Origin of the sequence: Lachnospira hominis (ex Hitch et al. 2025) (assembly GCF_040096395.1) — a bacterium.
Classification (GTDB): Bacteria; Bacillota; Clostridia; order Lachnospirales; family Lachnospiraceae; genus Lachnospira; species Lachnospira hominis.
The window spans coordinates 59035-78447 of sequence record NZ_JBBMES010000005.1; the positions used below are offsets into that span (position 1 = coordinate 59035).

General features: G+C 38.4%; 21 protein-coding genes. 3 read left to right on the forward strand and 18 right to left on the reverse strand.

Features of this window, described 5'->3' with window-relative positions:
• Window positions 1-459 precede the first annotated feature (459 nt).
• Window positions 460-1026 (reverse strand): hypothetical protein, encoded by a 567-nt coding sequence (locus tag WMO38_RS06400; protein WP_349161921.1) that lies wholly within the window; start codon window positions 1024-1026, stop codon window positions 460-462.
• A gap of 213 nt (window positions 1027-1239) precedes the next feature.
• Here WMO38_RS06400 and WMO38_RS06405 point away from each other — a divergent pair, with 213 nt between their 5' ends.
• The 3 genes from WMO38_RS06405 (at window position 1240) to WMO38_RS06415 (ending at window position 3682) form a co-directional block, all read left to right on the forward strand.
• Window positions 1240-1644: a helix-turn-helix domain-containing protein gene (locus WMO38_RS06405; RefSeq protein WP_015518025.1), complete on the forward strand. Its 405-nt coding sequence runs from the start codon at window positions 1240-1242 to the stop codon at window positions 1642-1644.
• Window positions 1645-1719: 75 nt separating this feature from the next.
• Entirely contained in the window at window positions 1720-2235 is a 516-nt protein-coding gene (locus tag WMO38_RS06410) for an ImmA/IrrE family metallo-endopeptidase (RefSeq protein ID WP_349161922.1), read from the forward strand.
• Window positions 2236-2260: 25 nt separating this feature from the next.
• The gene (locus WMO38_RS06415; RefSeq protein WP_349161923.1) at window positions 2261-3682 is read left to right on the forward strand and encodes an RNA-binding domain-containing protein; all 1422 of its coding nucleotides are present in this window, start codon (window positions 2261-2263) and stop codon (window positions 3680-3682) included.
• Between the two features lie 66 nt (window positions 3683-3748).
• Here the strand turns inward: WMO38_RS06415 and WMO38_RS06420 are convergent, their stop codons facing one another.
• From WMO38_RS06420 to WMO38_RS06500, 17 genes are all read right to left on the reverse strand, one after another.
• Window positions 3749-4633, reverse strand: a complete 885-nt coding sequence (locus tag WMO38_RS06420; RefSeq protein ID WP_349161924.1) for a M48 family metalloprotease — start codon at window positions 4631-4633, stop codon at window positions 3749-3751.
• Window positions 4634-4660: 27 nt separating this feature from the next.
• Window positions 4661-4927 (reverse strand): DUF1292 domain-containing protein, encoded by a 267-nt coding sequence (locus tag WMO38_RS06425; protein WP_349161925.1) that lies wholly within the window; start codon window positions 4925-4927, stop codon window positions 4661-4663.
• 11 nt (window positions 4928-4938) lie between these two features.
• Window positions 4939-5193, reverse strand: a complete 255-nt coding sequence (locus WMO38_RS06430) for a hypothetical protein (RefSeq protein WP_349161926.1) — start codon at window positions 5191-5193, stop codon at window positions 4939-4941.
• A 5-nt stretch (window positions 5194-5198) separates the two neighbouring features.
• Entirely contained in the window at window positions 5199-6251 is a 1053-nt protein-coding gene (locus WMO38_RS06435) for a hypothetical protein (protein ID WP_349161927.1), read from the reverse strand.
• 237 nt (window positions 6252-6488) lie between these two features.
• The gene (locus WMO38_RS06440) at window positions 6489-7355 is read right to left on the reverse strand and encodes an ADP-ribosyltransferase (RefSeq protein WP_349161928.1); all 867 of its coding nucleotides are present in this window, start codon (window positions 7353-7355) and stop codon (window positions 6489-6491) included.
• Between the two features lie 108 nt (window positions 7356-7463).
• A complete protein-coding gene (locus tag WMO38_RS06445) occupies window positions 7464-11846 on the reverse strand; it encodes an FtsK/SpoIIIE domain-containing protein (RefSeq protein ID WP_349161929.1) in 4383 nt (1460 codons plus the stop codon).
• A gap of 34 nt (window positions 11847-11880) precedes the next feature.
• Window positions 11881-13035 (reverse strand): ThiF family adenylyltransferase, encoded by a 1155-nt coding sequence (locus WMO38_RS06450; RefSeq protein ID WP_349161930.1) that lies wholly within the window; start codon window positions 13033-13035, stop codon window positions 11881-11883.
• A 4-nt stretch (window positions 13036-13039) separates the two neighbouring features.
• On the reverse strand, window positions 13040-14083 hold the full coding sequence (locus WMO38_RS06455) for a Mov34/MPN/PAD-1 family protein (protein ID WP_349161931.1): 1044 nt from the start codon (window positions 14081-14083) through the stop codon (window positions 13040-13042).
• 76 nt (window positions 14084-14159) lie between these two features.
• Window positions 14160-14708 (reverse strand): hypothetical protein, encoded by a 549-nt coding sequence (locus WMO38_RS06460; protein ID WP_349161932.1) that lies wholly within the window; start codon window positions 14706-14708, stop codon window positions 14160-14162.
• Window positions 14709-14720: 12 nt separating this feature from the next.
• Complete coding sequence (locus WMO38_RS06465; RefSeq protein ID WP_349161933.1) at window positions 14721-14891, reverse strand: hypothetical protein; 171 nt, start codon at window positions 14889-14891, stop codon at window positions 14721-14723.
• 43 nt (window positions 14892-14934) lie between these two features.
• The gene (locus WMO38_RS06470; protein ID WP_349161934.1) at window positions 14935-15957 is read right to left on the reverse strand and encodes a zinc-ribbon domain-containing protein; all 1023 of its coding nucleotides are present in this window, start codon (window positions 15955-15957) and stop codon (window positions 14935-14937) included.
• 20 nt (window positions 15958-15977) lie between these two features.
• On the reverse strand, window positions 15978-16247 hold the full coding sequence (locus WMO38_RS06475) for a hypothetical protein (protein ID WP_349161935.1): 270 nt from the start codon (window positions 16245-16247) through the stop codon (window positions 15978-15980).
• A 15-nt stretch (window positions 16248-16262) separates the two neighbouring features.
• The gene (locus WMO38_RS06480; protein WP_349161936.1) at window positions 16263-16544 is read right to left on the reverse strand and encodes a hypothetical protein; all 282 of its coding nucleotides are present in this window, start codon (window positions 16542-16544) and stop codon (window positions 16263-16265) included.
• A gap of 49 nt (window positions 16545-16593) precedes the next feature.
• A complete protein-coding gene (locus tag WMO38_RS06485; RefSeq protein WP_349161937.1) occupies window positions 16594-17340 on the reverse strand; it encodes a hypothetical protein in 747 nt (248 codons plus the stop codon).
• A gap of 11 nt (window positions 17341-17351) precedes the next feature.
• Window positions 17352-17579, reverse strand: coding sequence for a hypothetical protein (locus tag WMO38_RS06490; protein WP_349161938.1), 228 nt, complete (start codon window positions 17577-17579; stop codon window positions 17352-17354).
• A gap of 2 nt (window positions 17580-17581) precedes the next feature.
• Window positions 17582-17926, reverse strand: a complete 345-nt coding sequence (locus tag WMO38_RS06495; protein ID WP_349161939.1) for a helix-turn-helix transcriptional regulator — start codon at window positions 17924-17926, stop codon at window positions 17582-17584.
• Between the two features lie 120 nt (window positions 17927-18046).
• Window positions 18047-19177, reverse strand: coding sequence for a tyrosine-type recombinase/integrase (locus WMO38_RS06500; protein WP_349161940.1), 1131 nt, complete (start codon window positions 19175-19177; stop codon window positions 18047-18049).
• Between the last annotated feature and the right edge of the window lie 236 nt (window positions 19178-19413).

Genomic DNA, 19413 nt, shown 5'->3' on the forward strand with positions numbered 1-19413 from the left:
AATTGAATTTTTGAATTGAAATCAAAAACTCGGAGATCACGGATACCTGCATATAAACGCCTGCCATATTGCGATAGACATAAAGCTCCCTTTCCGCCTGACAAAAGCGAAAAGGGCTGCACAAAAAAAGCAGCTATAACATTCAAGCCCGAAGGCTGAAAGCTATAACTGCTTCTTCAAAACACATATTCAATTCGTTTTGCCTAAGCTGCTGTATTGCCGCCTAAAAGATATTCAACCAGCATTTGAAAATCAAGAAAAATTCTCAAAGCTTTAGGCATACTAATTGTAACAGATTTGCTTTTTCGTATCATCGGCAAAACTGCGCCAATTTTCTGCCATTTTGTTTTCAGCCTCGTTCCGTAAACGAAAGCCGTTCTTCGGGCAGCATACACAGTGTAGCATACGCAAGGTCGGACATTCAGTAGGGATTTCGTCGGACTTTAGTCGGACAAGCCTTTATTTGAAAAAATCGGGAATATCGCTGTTTTCATCAGCTCCCTTCATATTGAAGATTCCTTTGAAGCACGGAATAGCATATCCCCACAGGGATACGCCAAGAAGCAAAATCGCTTCCCGTTTCCGGTCGTAAAAGGTACTGCGCTCCATATTCAAGAAATCGAGCAGCTCGCTCTCTGTATACCGAAACGCCGTCAGGTAGCTTTTCGATATGATCTCGTGGTACAGCCTGCCGTTGTTATGGTAGTCATATATTTTCGCCATAGCGGTATCAATCAGGTCAACCATCCACTTGTTCTCAAATAAAGCACTGATACGGCTCTCAAACTCCTGCTTCTCGGTATCTGGCGCAAACAGCTCCAAATAGATAAGGGCGCTGTCCAGTTCCTCTCCGTAATATACCAGCTCCTCATTCACACGGGTAGACTCGCTCAGTGTGATCCAGACCACATCACGGTATACACTGAGAAGCAATTTTGTTTTCGAGAATATATCCGATTGATTCAAATTAAGCTGCTCGTACATTTTGCGAATGCTTTTCGCAGCGAGTGTATCTTTCCGTCCCATCTGTTCGCCTCAATCCTTAAAACGGGTATCATTTGTTGGTAGATAAAAGTTCAAGCTAATTTTTTGAACTCCCTTGACAAAACACGCAAGTTCGGTTATTATATATACGCAACTTACTTGCGTATTGACATTATACGAAATTTACTTGCGCTTGTCAATATGGATACGCAAGATATTTTTAAGTCAGGTCGAATAATTTGGAGGTCAGATGAAATGAAATTCTGTGAAAAGGTAAAAGAAGCCCGCACGAAGGCAGGCTTAAAGCAAGATGAGTTTGCAAAAGCAATCGGCGTTTCTCTGCGGACAGTATCGAATTATGAGGCTGGCACCCGCTATCCGAAAAAAAGGGAAACCTATTATAAGATGGCGGAAGTCCTGAAGGTCGATGTCAACTATCTGCTTACAGATGATGAAGAATTTTTGCTGAACGCCGAATCTAAATATGGACGCAATGGCGCAAGACAGGCAAAGGAGCTTATGGCAGAAGTTACAGGACTTTTTGCAGGCGGCGAACTTGCAGATGAGGATTTGGACGAGATGATGAAAGGCATTCAGGAAGCGTACTGGATCGCCAAAGAGAAGAATAAAAAGTACACTCCCAAAAAATATAGAAAATAGCGCTTGATGTCCTCCTTTTCGGACAGTGCATTTGATAAGATATACTTACCGACAGTAGAATGGGGGTGTTTGCTCTTGGATATTCAGACTTTGGAGATTGTCAGAAAGGCGAATCGTCTGACAAATGAGCTTGGCACAAACGATCCGCATAAAATCGCACGAGAACTGGGGATAGAAGTTATCCCATTATCGTTCAAGAAGCAGCGAGGGGCATACAAGGTTTTAATGCGTAACCGCTTTATCTTTATAAAAGACGATCTGCACCCTGTAATGGAGCGTATCGTATTGCTGCACGAGATCGGACACGACGCATTACATAGAGAAGAAGCAGTCAAGGCTGGCGGCTTCAAGGAATTTAATATTTTCGATATGAGGCAAAGCCGAATGGAGTACGAGGCAAACATCTTTGCTTCCCAAATTTCCCTGCCCGATGATGAAATACTGGAATATATCGAAAATGGGTATGATATTCAGCAGATCGCACGGGCAATGCACTCGGATATAAACTTGGTCGCATTGAAAACGGACACGCTGATCGCACAGGGCTATCGTTTCCGTCATCAGGAATACCGCAATCAATTTTTGAAATAAAGCAACAGATTGGAGCTGTCTATATATGAAATACTCGATTGAAGAATTATGTACGAAAAAGGAAGATCAGGTCTTTGACCGCAAAAGCGCAAGGAAAGACGCTAAGGGATTATCCAATCATATCGTAGCCTTCGCCAACGCAGATGGCGGCACACTTGTCATTGGTATTGAGGACAATGGAGATATAACGGGTATAGACGCATATACCAACAATATCAACGACATTCTCCGTGTCCCCTTTGATTACTGCACTCCTTCGGTCATGGTAACGACCGAAACGGTTGAGTGCAGGGACAAGGACGGGAATCCAAATCATCTTTTGATTATGACGATTCCCCAAAGCTCTGAGCTTCACGCCAACCAGCAAGACGAGGTATATTACCGGATGGGAGACAAGTCAAAGAAACTGAACTTTGACGAACGCTTACAGCTTATGTACGCCAAAGGCTCCCGCTACTATGAAGATGAGCCTGTGTTCCGGTCTGCTTTAGATGATATTGATATGGATTTTGTCGCTGAATACTGCAAGAAGATCGGCTATTCCAAATCCGCTGAGGAATACATCAGGCAAAACAAAGATTACATTGTCCGGCACGATAGCAGAGAAGAAATGAGCGGAGCGGCGCTTCTTCTTTTCGGGAAAGAGCCGCAGCGTTTCTTTCCGAGAGCAAGGGTGCGTTTTATCCGCTATGACGGGACAGAGGCGAAGGTCGGCACAGAAATGAATGTTATCAAGGATAAAATCTTCGAGGGAAAAATCCTTGATATAGTACGCCAGTCTCTTGACTTTGTAGGCGATCAAATTAAGGAGCGCACACGGCTCGGAAACGATGGCAGATTTCACACCACGCCGGAATACCCTGAGTTCGTTTGGAAAGAGATCATCATCAATGCCATCGCCCATCGAGATTACAGCATTAAAGGAACGGACATTCAGATAAAAATGTTTGACGATCATATTACCGTAGAGAGTCCCGGCACTCTCCCCGGCATTGTGCGTTTGAGCAATATCCGTACCGTGCATTTTTCACGCAATCCCAAAATCGCTCGTTTCCTGCAAGAGTATGATTATGTGAAAGAATTTGGCGAAGGCGTTGACCGTATGTTTAAGGAAATGGCTGACGCCGGACTTCCTGCACCGGAATATAGTGATAATGCCTTTATGCTCAATGCCACGATACGGAATGGCGAATTAAATGGCGAGTTAAATGACGACAATGGCGAGTTAAATGGCGAATTAAATCCGGCTCTGCTTTATCTGAACAAGAGCGAGTTAGCGGTTTATCATCTCATTGAAAAAGCTCCGCAAAATTCCCGTCAGGAAATTGCCGATCAGCTTAACATATCTACAAGAACAGTAGATAGAGCCATAAAAGTGCTTCTCCAAAAAGATTTGATTGTACGCAAAGGCTCCAAAAAAACCGGACATTGGAGTGTTATAAAGTAAGCAAAAAACCGCCAGTTTCGATTGGCGGTCTTTTGCTTATTTAAAATAAAAATATAATCTTCTAATTCAATATCGAGAATAAGTGCATCCTAACTCTTGCAAGCGAGCCACCCGTTCATCACTATGGGGATGTGTCGAGTACAGAGCTTTCAATAATCCGTTTTCGGGAGCCGAACACATATGGTTATCTAACACACTTGCTAATATTTCACCGTATCCCAGTTTATAGGCATACTCGTCCGCAACAAATTCATTTTGTCGCATAGACCACATTAGAAATAACATACAGAATTTTGTCCATAACCATATTAATCCCGCTGAAATACTTGCCGCTAAGGTTGCAAATATGCCAGCTAAAAAGCTTCTGGTTGCTATTCCGGTTATCAATCCACAAAGACCTGTTATAATCCAACAAATTGCTTTAATTATCAGCAAGCATCCCGAAATGAACAAATTACCTCCGCCAATCAGTAATTGTATTGCAGAATGCCCGTAAGCCAAATGACCCACTTCGTGAGCGAATACTGCCATTATTTCCTCATCAGAAAGGTTAAGCAATCCATCTGTAACGCAAATAGTTCTTCGTCCAATCGCAAAAGCATTTGGGGATTGGTCGTGAATAATTTTTAATCGTATAAAATTTATCATTGACGGCGTTCTTTCTTTAGCCTGCTCAAAAACAATTTCTAATAAAGGAATCAAACGAATTTTAATATCTTTACGCTTGATTTCTTTTGCACCTGCTAAAGTTGCAAGCGTCCATTCTCCAATAGGAGATAAACTAACTATAACCGTGACTATGTAACATACAACCAAAGGAGCTGCCGCTTCAAAGGTTACGCCATAGGGACAGAACAATGCTAAAATTAGCCCGATATTTAACAAGAAGAATATCAATGTGCCTAAATTTGAAAGTCTGAATATTCTCCCTAATCTATGCCATATATCCATTGAGCCGCCTCCTTTTTATTGGTTTAATCAATCTACAAAATTGAATGTGTCTTTTGCTTTCTCTTTGAATATCTCAAATACTGCCTGCAAAGTCAGCTCATTATCAACGCTGAGATAACTTTCTGTTTCATCATCAGCTTCTTCAAGCTGTAAAATAACAACTTCATCTGCATCATCTGAAGTAGGTAATAAAACAACGTATTCTTTACCACGATAAGGTATGAGATCTAAAAACTCAAATTCAACCTCATTGCCTTCATCATCGTTTAAGATTATTATGTTATCGTTATCCATTTGTTTCTCCTTTAGTACAGATACTCGTCATTCAGTTCAACACCGAGCAACTCAAAAAGAGTATCTTTTTTGTTTTCTATACAAGTTTTCATAGCGGATTTGATGCTGCCCATAGAAATACTGTCCGGCAACATAGCTCTTGGAACAGTATGCCCAAATATAGCCTTGTATTGTTCTTCTATTTGATAGTATTCCTGATCCACACTCGGTTCGGGTGTGTCAATGAAGGCGTTCATAAAATCAGAAACTTTTTTATCTATATTCATATTCGTTATCTGCTCCTTTCTAATACCCGAACATATTGGTCGGGTTGTATTGATTCAATAAGTGCTGAAAACACGCCAAACGCAGTTGGGAAGAAATTAGCAAGCATTTCAAGTTTATCTTCGCTACCCATAGACGCTTCAAAAAAGTGTGCAAACGCTTCAGCTTGTAGATTACCTGAACGAGTCCAATATTCTCTTAAATGTCCGTAACTTCCGTGTAATTGACCATTTGTTGTAGCATCTATTAGGTCCGAGAAAGAATGTGCTGAATCTGAGCGTATGCGTGTTAAAAAAGCATTCTGCCGATCAGGGGGCAGATTGTTATATAATTGTAATATCCGTTGACCGTCTTGCATTAACGCATTTCCAAATTCAGGAGTATTTGACAAATTCCCTTGATAACCTGTCGATGCGTGGTCGATCATATGAGCCAACTCGTGAAAATATGTAGTGCCTGCACCTCTCGGATTAGTCATATCCGATGTTGCATTATAATAAACACCTCTGCGGTGTCCCTCATAGTTCATCGGTGCGTAATGTGCCGTTTGGTTAGGTGGATAATTCGCATCTTGTATCAACATTTGATTTGTAAAATGGTCAAATACTCTGCGTACTCTCGTTTCGCCGTTTTGGTGTCTTTCTGATATTACATTAAGATAACCTTCGGGAACATTACCCCTCGTCAATACTCCAAGACAATACTGATAGGAAGGTGTTTCACCTGCGGAATATGTCATACTTCTCAGGCTTTGAACAAAGGCATTGTCTGAACCCATACTTCCATCTAAATTAACATTATCATATTCCTGCAAACTTTTTGCAAGTGAACCTATGAATTTTTCGCCTTTGGATAAGATCTTCAATATTTCGTTTAAGGCTCTGCTGCACTCTTGAACAACATCGCCCAACTCTTTATACTTCTTATCTTTCCATTCGCCATTAAGCTGCTGATATTTTCTCGTCATTGACGTTTTTGTTGTTTCAATGCTTGTAATTGCAGTCTTTATATTATTCCAAGATTGCAGTAGTTCAGTAACATCAGCATTTACTATTCCCAATATTATCCCACCCTTGCATTATAAGTGTGTAAAGGTCAAGATTTATAATTTAATTCTTCCTTTTCTACTAAAGCAAGGACATTTAATGGTATTTGAAAGCACCTCTGCGGGTTTGCTTTCATATTTAGCACAACTATCTTTGCATTTTGGGGCTTGAAATTCGCATAAGTCACATTGTGATTTTGTGATAACTACCTCATTTTCTTTCCAACAAAACTTATCCATAATATTCCTCCGTTACACAAGCATTCTTGCAACAATCGTTCTGTTTCCAAACATATCTCGTCTTACATCAGTTATTTGTAGCATCTGTCCACAATCGAATAACACTTCACTTTCATAGTGTTGTGCGTGACTTAAATAACCAACATAAGCACCATTCGCTCCTTCAGGAACTGATATTTCATATCTGATTTCTCCGCCAAACGCATCCTCTCTATTCAGGCTTGTACTCATAAAACCATCATCGCTTATAATGTTGCCTATTAGTTCCTCATCGGTTGCATTTGCATAATTGCCAAGCGAACTAAGCGATGCACCTCTATATACGGTACAAGACTGAGGGATACTACTTTGACTTAAAGCACTATGTATTAAAGATGCCCTCTCGTGATTTCCGGCGTCAAAATCAGATGCCAATCCTCTTAAAACAGCGTTAATATTAACATACGAAGTGCCTGTATAATCTCTTATGGCTGATCGTTCAGAAGGCGATAGATTGTCCGACCATTCTTTACCCGCCAATTTTACTGTTGCATTATTATCATTTCCTGACAAGGAATTAGTTGTGTTTGATGCAGGATTAGAAGTTGGCGGTGGAGTTCCACCGGCAAGATTAGCATTCTCATATTCTTGCAAACTTTTCACAAGGAGTGCAACATATTTTTCTCCTTGTAAAAGCGTTTTTAAGATTGTATTTAACGACTTTGAGCAAGCGTTAACTACGTCGCCTAAGTCCTTATACTTTTTATCATTCCAACCGTATCCAAGTTGCTGATATTTTGTAGATATTGAAGCTTTTGTTGTTTCAATACTATCTATTGCAGTTTGCATATTCTTTACAGTTTGCAATAAAGTATTCAAATCAGAATTAACTACACTCAAAATATCACCTCGGATTCATCCATCAATCATAATTTCTTGTTCCTTCTTTTGGGAATATGCCATATACACAAAGGCGTAAACCTCTGTGTATATGGCATAGCCTCCCACTTAATTAAACAGTTTCTTCAATTCACTTGCAGAAGGTGTAATATAAGGTTTCATTTGAAATGTGTTTTTAACGCCATCTGTGAAATAAACTGTATTATCTCTCAAGCCTGCAACCGAAACATTCTCAATAAGATTATCAGCGTCGTTCGAACCAAGAGAGAAAATAATGCGTTCAGGGAACTTAGTAAGGATATTTTCACCGTAATACATACATTCTCTTACCGATTGATATTCAAGTGAAGTAACCACAAAATGAATACCGAAGCCTGAACCATCCTCAATCATCTTAATGAGTTTTTCACCGACCGACATATTATCGTCACTACCTCTGTTTGCAAACATATTATTTACTGCTGCAAACGGATCGGCAGGGTTAAACTCAGGTTCAGCAGAAACTTCATCAATAAACTCGCTCTCATCAATTACATCGCCTTTGAACATGGATTTAACAATATCCAGAAATTGTAAGTTCTTGATTACCACGAAAATTACATCATCGCTATTCTGCTTTTTCCAAGACTGATAACTCTGATAAACTTCATTGATGAACTTAATAATATCAGCACGATCCTGTGCTACTTTGAATCGAGTGCTACACTCACCAAGAGCATCATAGAAATCTGCCGAATCGTCATCGCCAACAAGTTTATCACCGTCAATGCAGTAGACTGTTGCATTGCGATTAAGCAAGGCCGAAATCATATAGTTATTAGAAATGGTATTAGCCATTCTTTCATTAGAACCACAAACCAAAAGATTGTGTTTCTTTTTCTTGTCAATACAAATTGCGAAAGGCGGAGCAACTTTTATAAGTGTACCCATATGAATTTGAGCCGGAAGCTCGGATGTTGTGCCAATATTGGCATCCGCAAAATAATCGACTAAGTTAGTTGTTCTGCTACCCTCAAAGGTCTGCAATGTAGACGGTTGTTCGGCAAAAGTTTCACTGATTAAATCAAGATAATACTTCTGTGTTGCATCGTCACAGTATGCAGCTCTGAAACCGATATTGGACTGTTCGGTATAGTCCAAGTTCATAACGGCAGTACCGATAGGCCCCTTCATCATAGCCAAAGCCTTTGTATCATTTTGGTCTGAAAATAAATAACGAGCATCGTCCTCCCCACATTTCAAGCCAATCCGAATACGCATTTGCTCAATAGTTCCTCGTGATAAAGTAAGATCAGAGATAACTTTAGTGGATTGTGTTGCCATAAGCAAATGGATGCCAAATGCACGCCCCTCTGTAACAATTCTCTTGGTTAATTCGGCGCAATTCATTGCAACCTTACGGTTTGTAGAGTCATTGAACAAGATTTGGAATTCATCCATAATAACCAAAATTCTTGGCAAGGGCTGTCCGGTAGCCTGAACATATCCTTTTAGGCTTGTTTGTCCCGCTTCTTTGAACAGAGAACCTCTACGTTCCATTTCTGTTACAAGATTTTCAAGAATGCTTTCACCAAACTCCTGCATAGCATCCAAAGCAAGAAGTTGGATATGAGGAAGCTTTACCGACTCATAAATTTTAAATTCAGTACCACTCTTAAAGTCCATTAGATACAAGTGGAGTTGGTCAGGACTATAGTGGAGCATACTGCTCATAATAAGGGTATGAAGTAAAGTAGATTTACCTGAACCCGTTGCACCTGCGATAAGTCCGTGATGAGAAGAACCTTCGCCAATAGTAATATTGATAATACTATCTCCGTCACCAACACCAACTGGTATCTTCAGTGATTTAGAGGAATCTAAGGAGAACAAATCCTTAGAAATAATATCCTTAAAAGAAAGTCCTTGTTTCTTGATTGTTTCACTCTTTTCAATATAATCTGCGATAAACGCATCAGTTGCATTGTAAGAAAGCAATTCAGGTGTGTTAATCTGCAAATTGTAAGGTAACAGACTATAATGACCATCTTTATAATCGATAGATGCACAATATCTCGAAATCTGTTCCAATCGCTCATCAATGCTCTCGTAACGAGAAAATGTTATGTTCGGATTGTAGCAGATCATAGTGAATACTCCGCACTTGTTACCATTTCTCAAGATATTTGTTAGCAAGTCAATGCTTCTTCCGTCCATACCACTTGGAAAATCATATAAAACCAAAAGTGTGACGGGTTCAGCTCTGTTCGGTGTGTTCAAGTTGTAATCAAGAATATCTTTGTATCTATTTCCTAATTTTTCTTGTATGAACTCGTCAATCTGAGAATTGATTTTTTGCAGACGATCATACATCTGTTCCTGCCCTGTATAAATCTTTTGATCGAAAGTTTCAGGAGAGCGTTTGCGGAAATCGAGGAACGGAATAATGCTATTTCCTCGTTGCTCACTGTCAAACACACATATATTTACCTTTGTAACAGGCATAAAAGAAAGAAAACTCCAAATAACGTGGTGTGTAAAGGTGAGCATAGCTTTACTACTTACTTCAGGACAATTCAGGAACAAATTGAAAGAGTTTCTCAAATCGAATGTAAGCGGTAACTCGACAAAAGAAGTATTCTCGGTATCCGCCTTGCGTTCCATTCCAAATTTTTCAACGATGTGTTGATAACCAACACTATCAGAAAATACATCGGCGGGATACAGAACATTTCCTAAAGTAACCAATGAAGGAAATACCGCATTGATTTCCGGTACTTGTGCATACGCTCTTTCGTAGTTCTTCATCATCTCGCAAATTTGCTCGATATGTGCGTCAAGCTCTATAGAGTCTTTCGCTTCAATGAGCTTTCTAATAAGCGGTGAGAAAGCAATACCACGATTCTTAATACCTTCAAAAATAAGCATATATTTACTAAAGAACTTAGAAAATTCAATCTTTTCAGGCATTGTGTAATAAACGAGGGGAAGTCCACGCAGTACAAAGTTTTCGCCGTTTTGGTTAATAACAGTCGAAAGGTCAATGATGGACTGTAAACTCTGCTGATATTCTCTTGATCGAGTATTATCAGAATCAGGCAAATATGAAATTACTGTGTAAATTCCGCATTTGTTGCCGTTACGCAAAACATTTCTGAGTTCTGCAAGAGTTCGCTCATCAAAACCTCTTGGAAAATCATAGAGCATAATAAGTTCAACATTAAGGTCGTAATCAGGCGTATCCTTTGCATAGTCAAAGATATTGTCATACTGATTCCCAAGTCTGTCTTGAAGAATATTCTCTATTTTTTCATTCAGCTTACTAACTTTTGCAGCAACTTCATCTTTGCTGATATAAATTTTTTCGCCAAACAGTTCCGGTAGCTTTTTTTTCGCATCAAAGAAAGGCGCTATACTGTTGCCACGATTTTCAGGATCGACAATGGTATATGTTAGTTTTTCAACCGGGCAAGAAGAAAGCAATCCATACATAATTGAATGAGTAAACGCTTGAACTGCCATACTGTTGCTGTTATCGTTTGTAATCATCCAAACAGGTGCATTTCTCGTAGACATCATTATCGGTAATCGAATTGCGCCCTCAACTAAAAGTTTAGAACACTTTTCCTTGATGATAGACGCAACAATTTTTGACTCGACGAAGAAGTCAACGGGATAATCGACATAACACATATTCAAGACCTCATCTTGAATATCTGTTGAAGCGTTTACTTTATGTACCGATTTTGCATAATTCGCTATTATTTCAAACAAATACTCAACAAATTCATCAGGAAGAATATTATCAAGGTCAGTGCATATTTTATCTGCAACTTTATCTAATGTTGCCAAGTGATTATTTTCAAAAATGGCAAGTTCGCTTTTTTGTCTTTCAACCGTAGTGCCACGCTGGGTAAAGTATTCCTCTTTAAGCGTAGCAAGATTTTCTTCCGTAAGAGGTGGTAGCATTTCTTCGATTTCTTTTACAAAGGCTGCAACCGTATTTCTAAGAATAATAAGTTCCTCATAGTCCTTTTTACGTTGGCTTGAAAACAGATAATTTAAGCCGTTGATAAGACCGGGAAGAATATCCTCTGAATACTTCTTATAAATTGTTTTGAAGCTTTCCTTTATGGTTTCGAGTGTACTGAAATAGTCGGTCGCATCATCATAAACATCACTTGTGGTATCTGACAAAAGTTCTTCTTTCTTCTTTTTTGTTTTTACATAATACTTGTCAACACTCGATAACTTTTCATCTAATTTAGTAATTTCTGAAAGTATTTTTTTCGCATCAGAAATAGTTTGCTTCGATTTATTTTCAACAGAAGCACAGTTTGCCTTATATGTACTGTCCAATGTTGACAAAACACTACTATGCCTATTTAGGAGTAGTCTTTTATCTTTGTCATAATTCGTTTGTGTAGTATTGATGAGTGTTTCAGCACTATCCGCAAACGCATTCAAGTCGGTAATCAAAGCAATAATTTCACTTTGAGCTAAAGCTTTCATAAATGCCTTCCTTTCTCCTAAATAGGCTTATTTCTTACTTTGCTTCTAATTCGAAATTACACTTACCGTCACACTCTTTGCCAAATCCTACAACCAAAGAGGTTGTAACCTGCAACGGATAGCTAAAGATTTCGACCATTTCGCCGCCAATCTCAGGATTACTTGTGTTGCAAACGAGAGTGTATTGTTTTAGGTTATTTAGCAAACGAGGAATATACCCCTCATTAGTAGAGTTCAAAATATCAATAATTAACTTTATACCAATACTTGTAATAAAATTAATATCAACAGAAATACCGGGTTCAAACTTAACGCTCTCAACATTTTCTTGATTTGAATAAACATGATGGTTTGCTTCTACACGACCGGAAAGATCTCCGCTGCCTAATGCACATTTATAACAAGGCATATTCTTATGCGGCAAATAATAGAAGATTTCTCCAGCATAAGCTCTTTCCCAAAATCCTATAGAAATAAAAGCTGCATCGAAATAGATAGCAATCTTGTTTGCATAAACATCGGCTGTTCTGTTATCACCACATCCAACAAATATAGTTTCAAACGGGACACACATTTCATCAAGAATATCTTTAGGAATATTCTGAATGATACCGCCGAAAGTCTTTATGTTTGCTTTCGGATTGATATTCAAGATCTTTCTTTTAAGAGCATTTACTTTCAGATCGCCAACATCTTCAATACCGCATTGATGACGACATACATTGTGATATTCAAGCGTATCAGCATCACACAATACATACTTTTCAACGCCTGCTCTTGCTAACTCCATAGCTACTAAGCTACCAACAGAGCCACAACCGATGATAACTGCACATTTTTTCTTCATAACGTCAGTTTCAAGAATACCTTTGTTTCTTGAAAAAATACTCTGATATAAACCATATGACTCGGTTACAATCTTCTCTCCACTCCAATAAAACTCAATTCCTTCATTAGTAATTACACCGCAGAAGCCTTCAACGGAAGGTGTGCTACCTTCAGGAAGAACATCACCAAGATATTCGCCCTTATCAGATAATTCAGCAGGGAAAACATTGAAAATTCCTGTATCCTCAAAATACTTACCGTAAACTTTTACACACTCCTTGTTGTGGAGTTGTTCTTCGGAAATAAAAACTGTAAGAGGTATATCCTCTCCGAAGAAATTTTTAGGTCTTTTGATCTCCATATTCTTATTCCTCGTTTCTGTTAAATCTAATTATCTTTATAACGGAGTCAATAACTCCTGCTTGTTTTCTCGGTTTAACTCTACTCTCCGATTCGCCTTTTCTCTCTCGTTCAGCTTTGGCTTTACCAAAGGCTTCTGTAAATAGACCTTTTCGATAATTATAAAACTTGTTGTTATACGAAAGTACAACCGTAGATTCCAAGATATTAAGACTAAAAGAAAGCTTTGTTGTTTCGTCTATTGCCTCCTGACAGACGGTAAGACCGTTATATTCGTTTTGAAAAATAGATGTTTCAATTCCAAGCGAGTCCGCCATAAAAGTTATGTCATCAATGACTTCGTCAATAAGCATTTCTTGTACATGTTCTTTTTTAGGTGGTATAAATTCCCCCGCCGGCACAGATATTACGCCGTTATCTTCATGTTTCGTACGCTCACTATTTTTTAACTGTGGCAAAATAAAAGACATAAATGATGCCAAACTGATTGATTTGTGGTATCCCTCAGCAGAGCTTCCTCTTGTAGAAGACGAATACCGAATCTTATTCATAATGTCAAAAAAACGTTCTGGTGTTTTGAATTTCAAAAGGTCATCTGGAATAAGATTGTCGCCAACATCATATGCAATCTTCTGATAATTGCAAGGTCTGTCTACCCGATACATCGTAATCCTAAAGGTAGGATCTATGTTGACGAGTGCAGAAATAGCCCCTTCTTCTCTCATAGAAGCGTATTTTGCATTTGTACCATCATCAGTAGATGAAAACTGGTCGAAAGATCCGGGATGACGATGCCACAGACCAATTAAATCAAACTTTGTATCGTATAAATTAGCGATCTTGTTAATTAAATGCTTAGTATATTTTTGATCATATTCAAAATATGCAACCTCAAAAATTGATTTTGGTCCAGGGTCTATAGACTCAATAATATACCAAGTATCATTTTGTATTGTTCCTAAAAATAGACCACCTGTTTCCGTTTTGATTTTTTCAGTTGTTTCCGCTAGAACAGAGGCATATGCTCTGTTTGAAAAAACCGCTCTCATTTGCCATAACCTCCTGCCAAATATGAAACCTCCAAGCCCTCATTGCACTTGCAAGAGAGTTTGGAGGTTTAAGCATTTAATAATTGCCTTCCAGAGCTACATCGTCACCAATCTCCCCATTTAACCACATCTCGCATAGAAGAATCCATTTACATGCCCAGCTTAAAGCTGATGCCGCTGTTGTTGACCGATTTTGGCCAGCCTTAAAATACTTCGGATCGGCTGTGCATATAAAATACTCTTCATCTCTCCCAAAATTGCTACGATAAATATGGGGCAATCCTAATCCAAAACCATGCGCCGCAGCATTTTCATATGAACCGTATGCTTTTTCCATAAGTGGCATAGTCTTTTGTGCTATATCCTTCAGTCTCGGGCTTAAAGGCAATATTTGTACAGAACCACCGTATTCTCCTTCTTCGGCATGAGGATGCGTATTTTTATATATAAGCATTATATCCCACACCATTCCACCTTTACCGGCAGGCTGAACCTTTCCTCGCCAATATAATCTTCCAGAACCATCTTGAAGTTGATTAATTGAAAAAGAAGGGAAATATTTTCTCATCGCAGTAACTTCTAATTGATAAAGCTGCGGATCACTTTGATACCAATAATAAGCCATTTCGCACCCTCCTTATGCCAATTTACCTTCAGGAGGCTGAATATTTGATAATCCTTGTTCAGCTGCTTCTTGTGTATCCATAACTTCACCAGTCGCTGTTACAGCTACAGGTTCTCCGTTTTTCAACATTTCTGCCAATAATGCTCTTCTCGCAGCAACTGCATTTTCAATATTATTGTCCATGATATATTCCTCCTATTTTAATTTGCAAAAATCACAACTAATTCTAAGCTGCAAAATCTCTAACAACTTCACCAAACTCATTAATATAGGCAACTTGTTGACGAATACTAGCTTCTGCTGCATCTTCGCCTTGCTGTTGAACCATCTGAGCAAAAGAATTGTCAGCGAGTTTGCTATCTTCGGCAAGTAAAGTCTTAATATCAACACCTTTATTTTGGTTTCTAACAAGTGTATATTCCATGTAATCCTGCAAAGACTGCATTGCACGGTTATTTTGTTCAACATAGTTTGCTGTATGTTTCATATATGCCGTATAAGATATCAACTTTCTTACAGTCTCGATTAGTGCAACTACAGCATAAGCTATAAGCCAGAATATGAACTTAGCTATACCTATACATATGGAAAGAACTATATTTCCTGTTGATACAAAACATCCAGCCAGATGAGAACCAACGCCTCTAATATAAACTGAAAAGCTTCCGCCTATAGCAGCACAGGCGATAGTCAAGATTAGTGTAGCTCCAAACACCTCTCCAGCAGTCCCGCTACCAATAGAACTGAGTCCCCAAAACAACCCAATAACTGCACCAATAATTACACCGACAAGGCATAAGACTCTCTGCGTCCTAATTTTCGAATAGTTTGCATTTAATGTTGCCTCATCGTTCTTCCATATCTCCATAGTGCAGTCATAACAGAGTGATTTTCCGGCATATTCACCAGAAGTAAACCCATAAGACTCAGCGCAATCCTGACACAATGGCTTTCCGCAGCGAGGGCATCTTGTTACAGCAGGTTCAGTATTATGATAATAGCAAGCAGGACCATTAAATTGCGGTTTAGGATTGTTGGGGGGTTCAAAAGTGGGGGACGGAGGGGTAAATGTAGGAATTCCATTGTCCTCATTTTTTTGCTTCCGTCCACTATTTGGAGGTGTGAATACCGGAATATCAGTATTTCCAGTCCCCTTTTCTTCTCCATTGGTTGATATTGGTTGTCCACATGAAGTACAAAATTTAGCATCATCCGATATTTGAGAACCACACTTGGTACAAAAAGCCATATTTCTTTCCTCCTCGTAAACTAAAATTTCACTCTATTATATTGATCTAAAGACTGAGCCAATTTTTCCAATTTTGGTAAAGCCTTTTGAAGTGTTTCTATTGGCTTCTCAGTAAATCTTGCTATCCGCTGCATTAACATGTTAAACTGAGCAGCTTGTGTATCTTCCCAATCTTCTGTAGCAGATATACCTGTTCTAATACCGCTGCTAATTTTTTCAATATCTTTAATGGTATTTGCAATAATACCTCTCATTTCTCTAATTGTTTCTGGAGATGCTTTAACTGCCATATTATCTTGTCCTCCTTATAAACTTGTCTCTTCATATGCTTGAACAGCATGAAGCAATGCTTGTAAATTTTGTATGCAATCTTGTAAATCGCTAATTGGATCGGTTAATGCACTACAACATTCGTCCACAATTCCACCTAAAGCTGCATACTTTTGATCCTTCCAACCTCCAGAACCTGCCTGTTGATAGCCCGAATACAATTCTCGAGATGCCGTTTGTAACTCATGAATTGCTGTTTTACAACATCCGATTCCAGATTTAATGGCTTCACTTTTGACTGAAACACCACTTGCCATACTATGACCTCCTAATTATTTTTATTGTTTAGTGTTTGCTCCGAAAAAATCAAAGCGATGTAGATAAATATTGTTCGATACTCTCTACACATTTTTCAATAGCAGTCGTATTGTGCTTAACTTTATCTAACGAGTTACCCTCAAACTTTTTTGTTGCTTCAACATAAGCGTTCAAATCTCCTTCAACTCGGCTAAACGTCGTATTCAAGCGTTCAAGTTTATCTTTCATTTTATTGCATCTGTTCTTCTGAACAGAAAGCTCACTCTCGCATTGTGATTTTTGAGATTTCGCTGAATTTATCGTTTGCTGAAGTTCAGCTTTCTTTTGCTCGGAATTTTGTAATTCACTTTCCAACTGACTTCTCTCTGTTTCGCATTGTGAAACTTGACGGCTTAACACATTTATCTGTTCTTGAATTTGCTGACGCTCGTTATCATCTTCAGTATTAGCAAGTTGCGATCTCAACGATGCTATTTGCGAGTTTAATGCCGAAATCCTCGAATTTAGAGAATGTATATTATTCTCTAATTGGGGAATTTTTGTAAGGAAAGTGCTATATTGACTTGTCGCTTGTTCAATCTTCGCTTCCATGCCAGCAATTTGTTTATTTAACGCTGCAATCTGTGCTTCTACCTGAACAATTTCCGCTTTAGTTTGCTTAATATGATTTTTACATTCTTCTGTAATATCGTCTGCATTATTGGTTGCACGCATAGATAAACCATCTATGTCGGATTGAAAGGTCGCCAAAGCGCTTTTTACAGTTTGTAATGCTTCTGTTGTTACATCTACCACGCTACGACCTCCTAATACTTTTCTTCCATGATTTTATTTAGCTTAGCAATCGATGCACAACATTTTTCGCCTGCGACAAGTACATCTTTGGATTGATTTGCAATTACTCCTATTGAAGCTGATAATTGCGAAAATTTTTCATCGCTCCATAGACAGGAAGCGTTACTTATATCTGAACTTAAATTTTTTATTGCAGCTTGGAAAGTTTGCAATTCTTTTTCTATGCTCTCCGCCCTCAATATTAATCCCCCTTCATTTGATCCATCTTTCCAGCTAACCAGCATTCATCTAAATGGTATGGAAATGCGTCAAGCTGTCTAATAGTATCATGTGTGTTAGGGTTATAGTCAAAAAACAAAATTAAAGCCATATATGTGCTCCATGTCATTTTTCTTTTTAGCATTTCTACGGCATTATATGTTTGTCTGGAAACACCAATCGCATTTGCGAGTTCATCTTGAGTAGCTTTAGCTGCACCTCGAAGAGCGGGAAGTTCTTTTGCCAAGCGATTTATAAGTTGATCTTTTTCTTCAGGTGTGAATCGCCAATAATCCATATAGTTTTTCCTTGTAATAGGCTGAGTCATCCTTGCATATCACCCTCCTGTAAAACACTTTCGTAAAGTATGCCACTTGAAGAACAAGCAGCACAAAAGCCCTGTTTTACGGGACATTTGTGCTGCTTATTGACGGAAATATTGACGGCTTTAAGCGGGAAGTGACAACTTGTTCATATTGCTATACTTTAGATCAAATGACGAATGAACATAGCGATTAAGCGTAATATTTACGTTAGCGTGACCGAGAATTTCGCTTAGACTTTTAATTTCAAAGCCAACTTCTACACATCTTGTCGCAAAAGTATGCCGAAGGCAGTGAAAATTTGCATCATCAATTTTGCTCTCTACAACCAATGCCTTGAACCTATTTTGCATTGTGCGTGGTTCTATATATTTCTTTTTTTCACCCGACAGAATAAATGCTTTTGGTACATCGGCAAATTGTTTTGCTATGTCAACAATAAATGCTGGTAAAGGAATATCACGAATTGAGCATTGACTTTTAGGTTCTGTAATAATTATTTTGGTTTTTGTTGTTGCGCCAACATTGGTATCTTGAATTCTCTGCATAGTTTTTCGTACTTTGAGGATGGAATTAGAAAGACTAATATCTTCCCATTGCAATGCACATAATTCCCCGACTCGAATACCCGTATACAGGGAAAGTATTACTCCGAATTTGCACAAATCCATATCATGGAGTAGAACATTGAGCAACGCCTTTTGTTCCGATAAATTTAACACTCTCATCTCTCTGTCTTTTTTCTTTACTGTCAGTTTACTAAGATTGCAAATTACATTTAAATTATTGTATTTTGCATATTCCATTGAACTTTTAACTATTGTCAGTATATCTATTACGGTTTTAGATGATAAAGCACTGCCATCTTTTAATCGTCCATTGTTTAATTGATTATTTACAAACCCTTCTACAAGCTGCGTACTAATTTTTGTAATTTGATATTGACCTAAGTGAGTACGAATATGAGTATCTATTAAGTGTGAATAACGAGCGTATGTAGATTCCTTTACATTGATCCTTACAGACTGCAACCACGAATCAAGAATTTCATTGTACAGGGTAGTGCTATTAGATAGGTTCTCAAACTGCTTGCCTGTATCGCTCTTTTTCAATATCAGCTTCTGTTTTGTCTCATTATATGTTTTACTGTAAATATATCCGTATTTTGCTTTTCCATTTTCATCATAGCACCGAATATATCTGCCTTCCCATCGTCCATCTTTCCTTTTGTAAATGTTCTCACCTTTTTTTGACATAAGTCATTCCTCCATTTATTTTTTGTATTGACGGAAAAAATGACGGCTATTATTATCTTTTAATGCCCCTAAGTCCCTTTTATGAGCTCCAAAAAATCGGTTCGAGCGAAAATTTTCGCTATTTTCTGCCGACATATTGACAAATCCGACAACACTATGTATAATTATAATTAATTTTTGAAGTCTAAATTGGACTCGTCAAGTGGCATACTTTACGAAAGCAAACAGCCTATCTT